The 13531-nt window shown below is 68.6% G+C and carries 11 protein-coding genes; 8 read left to right on the top strand and 3 right to left on the bottom strand.

Features of this window, described 5'->3' with window-relative positions:
* Positions 1–29: 29 nt before the first annotated feature.
* Positions 30–479, bottom strand: coding sequence for a hypothetical protein (locus tag A7D27_RS07140; RefSeq protein WP_069564480.1), 450 nt, complete (start codon positions 477–479; stop codon positions 30–32).
* A gap of 304 nt (positions 480–783) precedes the next feature.
* Between A7D27_RS07140 and A7D27_RS07145 the strand changes: the two genes are divergently transcribed.
* Positions 784–2307: an NCS1 family nucleobase:cation symporter-1 gene (locus A7D27_RS07145; RefSeq protein ID WP_044411873.1), complete on the top strand. Its 1524-nt coding sequence runs from the start codon at positions 784–786 to the stop codon at positions 2305–2307.
* A gap of 25 nt (positions 2308–2332) precedes the next feature.
* Here A7D27_RS07145 and A7D27_RS07150 read toward each other — a convergent pair whose 3' ends face one another.
* Entirely contained in the window at positions 2333–2848 is a 516-nt protein-coding gene (locus A7D27_RS07150; RefSeq protein ID WP_069564481.1) for a response regulator, read from the bottom strand.
* A gap of 192 nt (positions 2849–3040) precedes the next feature.
* On the opposite strand from A7D27_RS07150, the gene A7D27_RS07155 reads away from it, so the two are divergent.
* The 7 genes from A7D27_RS07155 to A7D27_RS28280 all read left to right on the top strand — a co-directional run bounded on the left by A7D27_RS07155 (position 3041) and on the right by A7D27_RS28280 (position 11111).
* Positions 3041–4978 carry a putative nucleotidyltransferase substrate binding domain-containing protein gene (locus A7D27_RS07155; protein WP_069564482.1) on the top strand — a complete coding sequence of 646 codons (1938 nt, stop codon included), beginning with the start codon at positions 3041–3043 and terminating at the stop codon, positions 4976–4978.
* Positions 4975–5682: a PolC-type DNA polymerase III gene (locus A7D27_RS07160; RefSeq protein ID WP_069564483.1), complete on the top strand. Its 708-nt coding sequence runs from the start codon at positions 4975–4977 to the stop codon at positions 5680–5682. The genes A7D27_RS07155 and A7D27_RS07160 overlap by 4 nt, the downstream gene beginning before the upstream one ends.
* A gap of 92 nt (positions 5683–5774) precedes the next feature.
* Positions 5775–6257 (top strand): sigma factor, encoded by a 483-nt coding sequence (locus A7D27_RS07165; RefSeq protein ID WP_069564502.1) that lies wholly within the window; start codon positions 5775–5777, stop codon positions 6255–6257.
* Positions 6254–7222, top strand: a complete 969-nt coding sequence (locus tag A7D27_RS07170; protein WP_069564484.1) for a FecR domain-containing protein — start codon at positions 6254–6256, stop codon at positions 7220–7222. The genes A7D27_RS07165 and A7D27_RS07170 overlap by 4 nt, the downstream gene beginning before the upstream one ends.
* A 112-nt stretch (positions 7223–7334) precedes the next feature.
* Positions 7335–9761 (top strand): TonB-dependent siderophore receptor, encoded by a 2427-nt coding sequence (locus tag A7D27_RS07175; RefSeq protein WP_069564485.1) that lies wholly within the window; start codon positions 7335–7337, stop codon positions 9759–9761.
* Between the two features lie 67 nt (positions 9762–9828).
* Positions 9829–10950, top strand: a complete 1122-nt coding sequence (locus A7D27_RS07180; RefSeq protein ID WP_069559095.1) for a PepSY domain-containing protein — start codon at positions 9829–9831, stop codon at positions 10948–10950.
* Positions 10947–11111, top strand: coding sequence for a hypothetical protein (locus A7D27_RS28280; RefSeq protein WP_170832279.1), 165 nt, complete (start codon positions 10947–10949; stop codon positions 11109–11111). Before A7D27_RS07180 ends, A7D27_RS28280 begins: the two co-directional genes overlap by 4 nt.
* Before the next feature lie 187 nt (positions 11112–11298).
* On the opposite strand, the gene A7D27_RS07185 is transcribed toward A7D27_RS28280, so the two are convergent.
* Positions 11299–13401, bottom strand: coding sequence for a TonB-dependent siderophore receptor (locus tag A7D27_RS07185; protein ID WP_069564486.1), 2103 nt, complete (start codon positions 13399–13401; stop codon positions 11299–11301).
* Positions 13402–13531 lie beyond the last annotated feature (130 nt).

Consider the following 13531-nt stretch of genomic DNA (forward strand, 5'->3'; position numbering starts at 1 on the left):
TGAAGAAACCGCCCTCCGGGGCGGTTTTTTTATGCTGGGCGATGACCCCAGGGCAACAGACGACGGTTACAGGTCGTCGTGATGTCCTCGATATGCTCGCGCACGCTCTCCCACCCCCCGGCTGCAAGAGCGGCCCGCGCTGCTAAACGCACGGCCTCCCATTCCTCGCAGTGGTAGATGTCATGCTCATAGCAAGCCAGCGCAGCGTCAGGCAGTTCGTTGCAAAGCGCCCAAACCTTCTGCAGTGCGTCGCGGAACTGCGGCACCTGAGACCCCGGACACGCCTCGAGCCAGTCATGCAGGGGCAGCACTTTGCCCGACCAGGTTTCGCAACCGGGGCACCCGCAGATCCGCACTGCTTGCTCGGGCGCCTCCAGGACGAGGAACTCCAGGCATTGCATTACCTTGCAGCTGGCCAGCACCCAGGCGTGCTCGTCCTGCCCGTACCAGGTCCAGACGAAACTCGGCTCGTCACTCATCACCCACCCTCCCCGTGATCAAACCGCGCGATGATCACACAGCCGATAAAGGCACGCAGAACGTCGTAACGCCTGCGCACAATTTTGTGTACAAAAAACCCAAAGCGCCCCGCGACTTGGCACGTCAAATCTGACCCGCAAGTCAATGATCGGTAAGGAAAATTCAATCCATTCCCGGCAGCCCTCGCCCCACCTGGCGTGAGAGCACGCGCAGCGCTCAGATGACCGCCAACGCCCGGAAAGTGGCATGGAACTCGCAATTGCACACAACTCAAACAAACCGTGCATACAGGCCGAGCCGACCATGAACCCAACCCCCGCCCATGTCGCCGCTGCACCCGGTGCCGCCACCGCGCCCACCGCCGCCTCACCCCAGCAAGCCGCCCTCAGCCCCCGGCTCTACAGTGCCGACCTCGCCCCCACCAAGGCCGAGGGGCGCCGCTGGGGGCGCTACAGCCTCTTCGCGCTGTGGACCAACGACGTCCACAACATCGCCAACTACTCCTTCGCCATCGGCCTGTTCGCCCTCGGCATGAGCGGCGCGCAGATCCTCGCCGCCTTCGCCCTCGGTGCCCTGCTCATCTATGGCCTGATGAACCTCTCCGGCTACATGGGCCAGAAGACCGGCCTGCCCTACCCGGTGATGTGCCGCATCGCCTTCGGCATCCACGGCGCCCAGTTACCGGCGCTGATCCGTGCGGTGATCGCCATCGCCTGGTTCGGCATCCAGACCTACCTCGCCTCGGTGGTGCTGCGGGTGCTGCTCACCGCCCTGGCGCCGGAGCTGCGGGCCTACGACCAGGACAGCCTGCTGGGCCTGTCCACCCTGGGCTGGCTGACCTTCCTCGGCATCTGGTGCGTGCAGCTGCTGATCTTCGCCTACGGCATGGAAATGGTGCGGCGCTACGAGTCCTTCGCCGGGCCGGTGATCCTGGTCACCGTCGCTGCGCTGGCCAGCTGGATGTACGTCCGCGCCGGGCTGCGCATCAGCTGGTCCACCGGCCAGCAGGCCGAAGGCGCCGGCCTGTGGCTCAAGGTGTTCAGCGGCGCCGCGCTGTGGGTGAGCCTGTACGGCACCATGATCCTCAACTTCTGCGACTTCTCGCGGAACTGCCCGGACCGCCGCACCATCAGCCAGGGCAACTTCTGGGGCCTGCCGGTGAACATGCTGCTGTTCGGGCTGATCGCCGTGGTCCTCGCCGGGGCCCAGTTCAGCCTTGACGGCACGCTGATCCAGAGCCCCACCGACATCGTCGCCGCCATCCCCCACACCGGGCTGCTGGTGCTCGGCTGCCTGGCCTTCCTGATCGTCACCGTGGCGGTGAACATCATGGCCAACTTCGTCGCCCCGGCCTACGTGCTCACCAACCTGGCCCCGCGCGTGCTGAACTTCCGCCGCGCCGGCCTGCTGGCCGCCACCCTCGCCGTGGTGATCCTGCCCTGGCACCTCTACAACAGCCCCGGCGTGATCCTCTACTTCCTCGGCGGCCTGGGCGCCCTGCTCGGCCCGCTGTACGGCATCATCGTCGCCGACTACTACCTGGTGCGCCGGGGCCGGGTGAACCTGCCGGAGCTGTACTCGGAGGCGCCCGAAGCGGCCTACCACTACCACCGCGGCATCAACCTGCGGGCCCTGGCGGCCTTCGCCCCCTCGGCGCTGATCGCCATCGTCCTCGCGCTGCTGCCGGCCTTCGAGAGCCTGTCGCACTTCTCCTGGTTCTTCGGCGCCGGGCTGGCGGCACTGATCCACGTCGCGCTCGCCGATCGCCGGCAGCCGTTCGTGGAGGTTTCGGGGGAATCCATCGCAGTGGACAGCGTCCACCACTGAACGAAGAACGCCTGGGCCGCTCGGCTCAGGCGCTCTTCAGGGCGAGGCAGGTTTCGACGGCCGCCTCTTTCGGCCTGGGCCGCCTCCGGACAACCTTCGGCTCCGGCGGCGTCCCCAGCTCATTGCGCGCCAGGGTGGTCAGGTGGGCCAGGTCGGGCGGCCCCAGCAGGAAATCCAGCACCTTCAGGTGCAAGGCATCCACCGCGTCCTGCACCGTCGCATCGCCCGCCATCACCACCACCGGCAGGCTGGCGCGGGCCGACTGGCGCACCTGGCGCACCAGCTCCAGGCCGCTGCCGTCCGGCAGGTGTAGAGCGCACACCAGCAGCCCGATGGAAGAACGCGAGGCCAGCAGCTCCAGCGCTTCGGCACGGCCGGGCGCGTGCAGGCAGCGCAAGCCGAGCCCCTGCAGCGCAGCGGCCAGCCGTGGATACAGCGCATCGTCGCCGTCCACCAGCAGCACCGATGCCTGGTGCGGACCGCGCACCAGTTCGTCCAGCGCGAGCAGTTCTTCTTCACTGAGCAGATCGCCGTAACTCATCGCGTCACCTGTGCCCGACTCCCGGCCCGTCCACCTCATGGACGGCCAACTAGGGTGGGATAACGCCGCTTAGCCGGAGTTCCCTTGGCCCGCCGGACGGTCGCCGCCCCTTCCTATACTTACGTCCAATGGGCAGCCCCGGCCCCCAGCCACGACCATGCCGGGACAACAAGAGACACGCGGAAGCACGGCATGAGCACGACAGGCAACGCCTTCGAGCAGGCGGGCAAGCTCGCGGTGATGCAGAACGTCCACGGCACCATGGAGTTTCTGCAGAAGTTCCCACCCTTCAACCAGATGGAAAGCGCTCACCTGGCCTTCCTGGTGGAACATTGCCTGCTGCGCTTCTATGCGCGCGGCGACTCCATCATCAAGCCCGGCGACGGGCCGGTGGAGCACTTCTACATCGTCAAGCAGGGCCGGGTGGTGGGCGAGCGCCCGCATTCGGCCAAGCGCGGCACCGAAACCACCTTCGAGATCGCCACCGGCGAGTGCTTCCCCCTCGCCGCCCTGCTGGGCGAACGGGCCACCCGCACCGAGCACCTGGCCGGCGAAGACACCTTCTGCCTGCTGCTGGACAAGGCGAGCTTCGTCAAGCTGTTCGCCCTCTCCAACCCCTTCCGCGACTTCGCCCTGCGCGGCGTCAGCAGCCTGCTGGACCAAGTCAACCAGCAGGTCCAACTGCGCGCGGTGGAAACCCTCGGCGCGCAGTATTCCCTCGACACCCGCCTGGCGGAGCTGGCCGTGCGCCAGCCGGTGGCCTGCCCGCCGCACATGCCGCTGCGCGAAGCGGTGCGGCTGATGCACGAAAGCCAGGTGGGCAGCATCGTCATCGTCCAGGGCGACGAACGCCCGGTGGGCATTTTCACCCTGCGCGACCTGCGCCGGGTGATCGCCGACGCCTGCGCCGACCTCGACCAGCCCATCGCCGAGCTGATGACCCAGCAACCCTTCCACCTGCCGCCGGATGCCAGCGCCTTCGACGCCGCCATCGCCATGACCGAGCGCCACATCGCCCACGTCTGCGTGGTGGAGGACGGTCACCTGCAGGGCGTGGTCTCCGAGCGCGACCTGTTCTCCCTGCAGCGGGTCGACCTGGTGCACCTGGCCCGCACCATCCGCCACGCCGGCCGGGTGGAGACCCTCGCCGCCCTGCGCGCCGACATCCGCCGCCTGGTGGACAGCATGCTCGCCCACGGCGCCAGCTCCACCCAGATCACCCACATCATCACCCTGCTCAACGACCACACCGTGTGCCGGGTGATCGAACTGACCCTGGAAGAAATGGGCGACCCCGGCGTGCCCTTCACCTGGCTCTGCTTCGGCAGCGAAGGGCGCCGCGAACAGACCCTGCACACCGACCAGGACAACGGCATCCTCTTCGAAGCCGCCGACGACGCCGAGGCCGCCCTGCTGCGCGGGCGCCTGCTGCCGCTGGCCGAACGCATCAACCAGGCCCTCGCCACCTGCGGCTTCGAGCTGTGCAAAGGGCGGATCATGGCCGGCAACCCCGAGCTGTGCCTGTCGCGCAACGAATGGCGCCGGCGCTTCACCGGCTTCATCCGCGAGGCCACCCCCGAGAACCTCCTGGCCTCCAGCATCTACTTCGACCTGCGCGCTGTCTGGGGCGAGCACGACGGCTGCGACCAACTGCGCCGCGAGATGCTCGCGCAGGTCGCCGACAACAGCCTGTTCCAGCGCATGATGGCCGAGAACGCCCTGCGCCAGCGCCCGCCGGTGGGGCGCTTCCGCGACTTCGTGGTGGCCCGCAAGGGCGCCGAGAAAGACACCCTCGACCTCAAGGTCCAGGGCCTCACCCCCTTCGTCGACGGCGCCCGCCTGCTGGCCCTGGCCAACGGCATCGAGAGCGGCAACACCCTCGAACGCCTGCGCCAGTTGGTGCAGCGCGAAGTGATCGACGCCCAGGACGGCGCCGCCTTCGAAGAGGCCTACCACTTCATCCAGCAGACCCGCATGCAGCAGCACCAGCAACAGGCCCGCCAGGGGCTCCCGCTGTCCAACCACCTCAACCCCGACAGCCTCAACCACCTGGACCGGCGCATCCTCCGCGAATCCTTCCGCCAGGCCCAGCGCCTGCAGGCCAGCCTGGCGTTGCGCTACCAGCTATGAATGCCTTCTCCTGGTTCACCCGGCGCCAGCGCCCGGCCCTGACAGACGACCAGCAGCAGCGCCGCGACGCCCTGCCTGCGCCCCAGGCGCTGGACGACCGGCCCCTGGCCGAGCAGCGCTTCGTGGTGCTCGACCTGGAGACCAGCGGCCTGGACATGAGCCGCGACCTGGTGCTGTCCATTGGTGCGGTGAGCATCGAAGCCGACGCCATCCCCCTCGGGCGCGGCTTCGAAGCGACCCTGTACCGGAACGCCGGCAACTCCCCCGCCGTGCTCATCCACGGCATCGCCCCCAGCGTCTCCGCCGCCGGCCTGGCGCCAGCCGAAGCCCTGCTGGACTTCATGGACTACCTGGGCGACAGCCCGGTGCTGGCCTTCCACGCCCCCTTCGACCAGCGCATGCTCGCCCGCGCCCTGCGCCAGGACCTGGGCCTGCGCCTGCGCCACCCGTTCCTCGACATCGCCGAACTGGCCCCCCTGCTCTGCCCCGACGCCGGCATCCGCAACGGCGGGCTGGACCAGTGGGCCGAGTACTTCGGCCTGCAGGTGCAGCAACGCCACCACGCCAGCGCCGACGCCCTGGCCACCGCCGAGATGGCCCTGATCCTCTTCGCCCACGCCCGCCGCCAGGGGCTGGACAGCCCCGCCGCACTGTCCGCCGCCCTCGCCCGGCAGCAGCGTCGTCAGCAGCAACCGGGCCTCTGACCGGCCGACGGCCTGCAATTGCGGCACTTCGCCGCCATCGGCATAATTGCGAATCATTCTCGCTCATGATTCGCACTCAGCCGGAGGTGGCCGTGTCGTCGGTGGACCCCACAAACCAGGAACTGGCCGGTGCCCTGTACCGCGACCACCGCGCCTGGCTGCTCGGCTGGCTGCGCCGCAGCCTGGACAACCACCACCGCGCCGAAGACCTCAGCCAGGACACCTTCGTCCGCCTGCTGGGCAAGCCCGACCTCGGCCAGGTGCGCGAACCCCGCGCCCTGCTCACCACCATTGCCCGTGGCCTGCTGGTGGACCACTTCCGCCGCAGCGCCCTGGAGCGGGCCTACCTGGAAGCCCTGGAACACCTGCCCGAACCCACCCAGCCAAGCCTGGAGGAACAGGCGCTGATGCTCGAATCCCTGCGCGAGATCGACCGCCTGCTCGGCAGCCTCTCGGCCAAGGCCCGCGCCGCCTTCCTCTACAACCGCCTGGGCGTCTCCGTGCCCCGCGTGCGCCAATACCTCGCCCAGGGCCTGCGCCAGTGCTACATCGCCCTCTACGGAGCGCCGCAATGAACCCGGCGCCGGTGTCCTCCCGCGTGCTGGACGAAGCCATCCACTGGCAGCTGTGCCTCGGCTCCGGCGAAGCCAGCGCCCAGGAACGGGCCGAATTCAACCTCTGGCACGCCGCCAGCCCCGAGCACGCCCTCGCCTGGTCGCGGCTCAACGGCCTGGATACGCACCTGGGCGCCGCCAGCAGCGCACCCGCCCGCCACGCCCTGCTGGAAGCCCCGCGCCGCCGCCTGCGCAGCAGTGGCAGCGTGCTCGGCCTGTGCCTGGCCGGCGTGCTCGGGCTGCTCCTCGCCCAGCAGCACCGCCCGCTGGGGGACTGGCTGGCCGACGAAATGACCGCAAGTGGCGAACAGCGCCAACTGCAACTGCCGGACCACAGCCAGGTGCGCCTGAACAGCCGCAGCGCCCTCGACATCCAGTTCGACGGCCCCCAGCGCCGGCTCTACCTGCGCAGCGGCGAGATCCTCGTCGAAACCGCCCACGGCGACCCGCGCCCCTTCGTGGTCGCCACTGAAGAGGGCGAGCTGCGCGCCCTCGGCACCCGCTTCCTGGTGCGCCGCGAAGGCCAGGCCACCCGCCTGGTCGTGCTGCGCTCCGCCGTCGCCGCGCACCCCGTGCAGGCCGAAGACGAACGCATCATCGGCGAAGGCCAGCAGGTGCTGATGCAGGCCGACGCCCTGGGCCGCAGCGAGGCCGCCCCGGTGGGTGCCGACGCCTGGAGCCGCGGCATGCTGGTGGTCGACAACGTCCGCCTGGCGGACCTGCTGGAGCAGCTCGGCCAATACCGCCGTGGCTACCTCGGGGTCGACCCGGCGGTGGCCGACCTGCGCATCAGCGGCAGCTTCCCCCTCGGCGAAACCGACCAGGCCCTGGCCGCGCTGCCGCCCAGCCTGCCGGTGCGCATCGAGCGGCACACCGACTGGTGGACCCGCGTGGTACCCGCCCACCGGACACCCCCGCCCCCGTAGCCCGGGGCGGTCGCCGTGCGGCGCGAGAATTTTTTCCACAACCCCTATCACTTTTCCATCCTGGCTCGGCAAGGAGTCATTGAGACTTGTTTCCTATCAGGAGTCGCTCGCAATGACGTTTGCCTTCCGCCCCAGCCTGCTCGCAGGCGCCATCCTCCTGGGCAGCCTGGCGCCTTACGCCAGCGCCGATACCCAGCAATACCAACTGCCCGCCGCCCCTCTGGCCAGCACCCTGAACCGCATCGCCGGCGAGGCCGGCATCGTCCTCAGCATCGATCCGAGCCTGACCGCCGGCAAGACGGCGCAGCCCGTGCAGGGCGAGTACTCGCCGGTCGACGCACTGAATGCCGCACTGAACGGCAGTGGCCTGCAACTGGTGCAGAACGGCAGCAGCTACAGCCTGGCCGCGCTGCCGCAGGACGCCATGGTCCTGCCGAGCACCAACATCGACGGCGCCGCTGCCAGCGAAAGCGCCTGGGGCCCCACCACCGGCTACCTGGCCCAGCGCACCGCCGCCGGCACCAAGACCGACACCGCCCTGGCCGAGGCTCCGCGTTCGATCTCCGTCGCCACCCGCGAGCAGATGCAGGACCGCAGCGTGCACAGCCTCGACGACGCGGTGAAGTACATGCCGGGCATCGTCTCCAGCAGCTTCGGCAGCGACACCCGCTACGACTGGATGCGCGTGCGCGGTTTCGAGCCGACCCACTTCCTCGATGGCCTGCCGCTGCCGCGCGGCGTGTACGCCAACCCAAAGCCGGAGACCTGGAACCTGGACCGCCTGGCCCTGCTGCGCGGCCCGGCCTCATCGGTCTGTGGCCAGACCCCTCCCGGCGGCCTGCTGGACATGGTCAGCCGTCGCCCGAGCGCCGAGACCCGCCATGAGATCGAGGTGCAGTACGGCAGTGACAACCATCGCCAGATCAACTTCGCCAGCACCGGCCAGATCGACGACCAGGGCCAGTTCCTCTATGGCCTGAGCGGCGTGGTGCGCGACAGCGGCACGCAGATCGACCATGTCGACAACAAGCGCTACAACCTCGCCCCCAGCCTGACCTGGAACATCGACCCCGACACCCGCCTCACCCTGCTGTCGCAGTTCACCCGCGACGATACCGGCACCACCAGCCAGTTCAGGCCGATCCAGGGCACCAAGATCGACATGCCCTTCGGCAAGATCTCCCACCACAAGAACCTGGGCGATCCGGACTACGACTTCTACGACCGCACCTACTACGCGCTGGGCTATGCCTTCGAGCATCGCTTCAACGATGTCTGGCAGTTCCGCCAGAACCTGCGCTACACCAAGTCCGAGCTGTCGTTCCAGACCGTCACCGTCAACAGCTACATCCCATCGCTCGCCGGTTCCGGCTATGTGGTCGACGCCAATGGCAATGTCGGTCGCAACAGCACCAACACCGATGAGGCCATCAGCCAGTTCGCGGTGGACAACAACTTCCAGGCCGACTTCACCACCGGCGAAATCAACCACACCCTGCTGTTCGGCCTCGACCACCAGCGCATCGAAACCGACTACATGTCGGTCTTCGGCACCGCCTTCAACGGCTACGCCCCGCCGGACATCAACGTCAACAACCCGGTGCACGGCCAGCCCATCGTCCGCCCGCCGCGCTCCCTGGCGTTCTACGACTACAACCAGAAGTCCCACCAGACCGGCCTCTACGTCCAGGACCAGATGGCCCTCGACCAGTGGCGCCTGACCCTCGGCGGCCGCGAGGACTGGGTGCACACCGGCACCACCTTCCTCAACCAGGGCGATGCCACCAACACCGAGCGCGACAGGGCCTTCAGCGGCAACGCCGCCCTCAGCTATGTGTTCGACTCCGGCTTCACCCCCTACTTGTCGTACGCAGAATCCTTCCAGCCCACCAGCAACGCCACGGCCTCACCGACCGACTCGTTCAAACCGACCGAAGGCAAGCAGTGGGAGCTGGGCGTGAAGTACCAGCCGCCGGGCAGCGACATCCTGCTGAGCGCCGCCGTCTACGACCTGACCCAGCAGAACGTTTCGGTCACGAACCGCATCAACGGCACGCCGGTCACCAGCCAGGACGGCGAAGTGAAGGTCAAGGGCCTGGAGCTGGAAGCCGTGGGCAACGTCACCGACAGCCTGAAGCTGATCGCCTCCTACACCCAGGCGAAATCCGACGTGCAGGACGGTGAGTTCAAGGGCAAGCGCCTGCAATTGATGCCCAACCGCCAGGCCTCGCTGTGGGCCGACTACACCTGGCACAACGGCGTGCTCGACGGCTTCGGCATCGCCGCCGGCGCCCGCTACACCGGCAACACCTTCGGCGACCAGGCCAATAGCGAGCTCGGCTTCGCCAAGTCCTACACCGTGTTCGATGCCGCCGTGCACTACGACCTCGGTCGCCTGGACAGCAGCCTGAACGGCGCGTCGCTGGCGCTCAACGCCACCAACCTGCTGGACAAGGACTACCTCTCCACCTGCGACGGCTACTACTGCTACTACGGTGACGAGCGCAGCGTCGTTGCCAGCGCCACCTACAGGTGGTGAGCCCCTCGCCGCACGCCACGCACCACCGAGGCCGCCCGCTGGGTGGCCTTGGGCTTCTGGACGGATCATGAAAACCACCACCCTCCGCCGCTGGTCCCAGGTACACACCTGGAGCAGCCTGATCTGCACGGCCTTCCTGCTGCTCCTGGCACTGACCGGCCTGCCGCTGATCTTCCACCACGAGATCGACCACCTGCTGGGCGATGCCCCGGTGCTGCGCGAGATGCCAGCCGATGCGCCGCGCCTCGACCTGCAGCAACTGGTGCAGGCCGCCGAAGACCACCGCCCCGGCGAGGTGGTGCAGTACCTGGGCTGGGAAGACGACGAGCCCAACGGCGTGGTAGCCATCACCGCCGCCACCGCCGGCACCGAACCCAACGCTTCCCACACCTTCATGCTCGACGCCCGCAGCGGCGAGCCGGTGGCCATGCCCTCGGCCAACGGCGGCTTCATGATGACCATGCTGCGCCTGCACGTGGACCTGTTCGCCGGGCTGCCGGGCAAGCTGCTGCTGGCCTTCATGGGCCTGTTGTTCGTGGTCGCGATCGTCTCCGGCGTGGTGCTCTATGCACCCTTCATGCGCCGCCTGGAATTCGGCACCGTGCGCCGCGACCGTTCCCCCCGCACCCGCTGGCTGGACCTGCACAACCTGATCGGCATCGTCACCCTCACCTGGGCCCTGGTGGTCGGCGTCACTGGGGTGATCAGCGCCTGCGCCGACCTGGTGATCGCCGCCTGGCGCAATGAGAGCCTGGCCGCTATGGTCGAGCCCTACCACGACGCCCCGCCGCTCACCGAGCGGGCCCCGGCCACGCGCCTGCTGGAAATCGCCGGCCGGGCAACGCCGGGCATGGCGGCGGACTTCATCGCCTTCCCCGGCACACGCTTCTCCAGCGAGCACCACTACGCGGTGTTCATGAAAGGCAGCAGTCACCTCACCTCGCACCTGTGGACCCCGGTGCTGATCGATGCGCGCACCCTGGAGGTCACGGCGGTCGGCGAGCGCCCCTGGTACATGGACGCCCTGGCCATGTCCCAGCCGCTGCACTTCGGCGACTACGGCGGCCGGCCCATGCAACTGCTCTGGGCAGCCCTCGACGTGCTGACCATCGTCGTGCTCGGCAGCGGGCTCTACCTGTGGTGGGTGCGCCGACGCGCCCCGGCACGCCGGCGGGAGGCCACGGCATGAACCTGACGCGCATCTTCGCCGTGCCCGCCCTGCTGGCCGCACTGAGTGCCATCGGCCTGGTGGGCGCACTGCTCGGCGATGGCATCTGGGACGCCCTGGCCTGGATCGGCCTGGGCATCCCGGTCGCCCTCGCCCTGCGCCCCTTCCTGCAGCGCCGCTGAGCCGGGAGGCGAACCCTCGGCGCCGAGCCCAACCGCGACCGGATGGCGGTGATTCGGAAGGGAGCCGTTCAAGGCCCGCCTATGACACTCGGCGTTACCACGAACGGTCCCTACACCCAGCCCCGGCGATTGCTGTAGCCCGGACTTCAGTCCGGGAACGGCGCATTCCAGATCAGGGCCGGGCGCATCAGAAGCGATACGCCAGGGTGGTCATCAGGGTACGGGGGTCGCCGGGCATGATCTGCGCGGCGCTGGTGGCGGTGCTGTAGTAGGTCTTGTCGGTCAGGTTGGTGAGGGCGGCGCGCAGGTCCCAGTGCTCGACCCGGTAGCCCAGCAAGGCATCCCAGCGGCCGTAGCCGGGCAGCACCACAGTGTTGGCGTTGTCGGCGTAGCGGTCGCCCACCAGGGTCACGCCGGTCTCGCCGTAGAAGCCCTGCTCGGGCTGCCAGCCGATGAACAGGCTGCCGTTGCGCTTGGCGACGTTGCCGATGCGCTTGCCTTCGAAGCCGTTGTTGTCCTTGACGATGGTGGCGTCCTGCAGGCCGATGCCGCCGCGCATCACCCAGTTGCCATACAGGCGCCCGGTGGCGGTCAGCTCGGCGCCCCGGGAGCGCTGCAGGCCGGAGAGCAGCACGTTGCCGGGGTTGTTCGGGTCGCTGGTGCGGCGGTTGTACAGCTCGATCTCGTACAGCGCGAAGGTGGTGCTGAGGCGGTCGTCGAGCCAGTCGCTCTTCACCCCCACTTCCTTCTGCCGGGTCAGTTCCGGGTCGAGGGTATTGGTGTTGCTCGCCGCGCCGGCGGTGATGCCGATCAGCCCGCCGCCCACCGGGGCGTAGCTCTTGCTGAACGAGGCGTAGAAGGCGTGCTCCGGCACGGGCGTCCAGACCACCCCGACGCGGGGGCTGAAGCTGTCGTCCACGCGGCGTTCGCGGCGGCCATTGAGGCGGTTTTCGGAGTCCACCTCGAAGTGGTCGTAGCGCAGGCCGAGCAGCACCTGCCAGTGCTCGTTCAGGCGCACCTGGTCCTGCAGGTAGAGCGCGCGGCTGTCGATGTGGTGCTGGGCATCGCTGCTGGCGACCATGCGGCCGGTGTGCTGGCGGCCGGTGTCGGGGTCGAAGATGCTGAGGGCCGGCACGGCGTTGGCCGCGCCGGTGGCGTTGGTGTAGAGCTTCGGGTTGCGCTGCTGGCTGCCCAGTTCGACGCCGGTGAGCAGGCGGTGCTCGATGTCGCCGGTCATCACCAGCCCTTCCAGCTCGACGCTGTTGAACAGGTTGCGGGTGGTCAGGTCCTGCTGCCAGCGGGCGCGGCCGACGGTGCGGGCGGCAGCATCGACGCGGGTGACGTAGGTGTTGTCGAAACGGCTGTCGAGCATGAACAGCCCGAGGGTCTGGCGCAGTTGCCAGTCGGGGCTGAGGTCGTAGGTCAGGCGCGAGCGCAGGGACTGGGCCTTGTCGTCGATGTAGTCGCGCTGCGGGTCACCGTAGGTGGTGTCGCGGCCGACGTCGGCGGGGCGGCCGTTGAGGCCGGGGATGCCCCGGTCCGGGGTGCGGTTGTGGCGGCTGTACTCGTACTGCACCAGCCAGTTGAGGTCGGGGCTGAGCTGCCAGCTCATGGCCGGGGCGAACAGTTGCCGGCTGGAGTCGATGCCCTTGCGGAAGCTGTTGGCGTCCTGCTCGCCGAGGTTCAGGCGCAGGGCGATGTCGTCGCTGGCATCGGCGCTGAGGTCGGCGTACAGGCTGCGGTAGTCCTGGCTGCCCAGTTGCGCCTCGATGGAGGAGCCGAGGCCGGCCTGGGGCTGCTTGCTGATGCGGTTGACCAGGCCACCCTGGCTGCCACGCCCGTAGAGCACGGCGGCCGGCCCCTTGAGCACGTCGATGCGCTCGATGTTGTGCAGGTCGCGGGTGTACTGGCTGTCGTCGCGCAGGCCATCGAGGTAGAAGTCGTTGCTGGCGTCGAAGCCGCGGATGCGCAGGCCGTCGAAGCGGGTATCGCTGGCGTCACTGACGTTGGGCAGGCCGCTGAGCACCTGGCCGATGCGGGTGGCGCCGTAGTTGAGGGCGTCCTGGGTGCGTACCGAGTCGATGGCCTGGGGCACGTAGCGTACCGGCGTGGCGGTGCGGGTGGCGGTGGAGACCTCGCGGGTGCGGGTGTCCTGGCTGCCCTTGCCCTCCACTTCGATGGCCGGCAGGTCGGTGGAAGCGCCGGCTGCCAGGGCCAGCGGTGCCATCAGGGTGGCGGCCAGGCCCAGTGCGAGTCGGGAAAGGGCGAGGGGATGGGCGGGGTGGTGCATGATCGGCGTCCGGATCGTAGGAAAAGGGCGCAGATGATATTTATTTGCATTTGATATTGATAGCCATCTGATACCGATTCCCTACAATCCCGACACATCGCACCGTCACCTGCCCGGCTGGGGCCGTAGA

It is taken from the genome of Pseudomonas sp. 1D4 (assembly GCF_001728925.1).
GTDB classification, from domain to species: domain Bacteria; phylum Pseudomonadota; class Gammaproteobacteria; order Pseudomonadales; family Pseudomonadaceae; genus Metapseudomonas; species Metapseudomonas otitidis.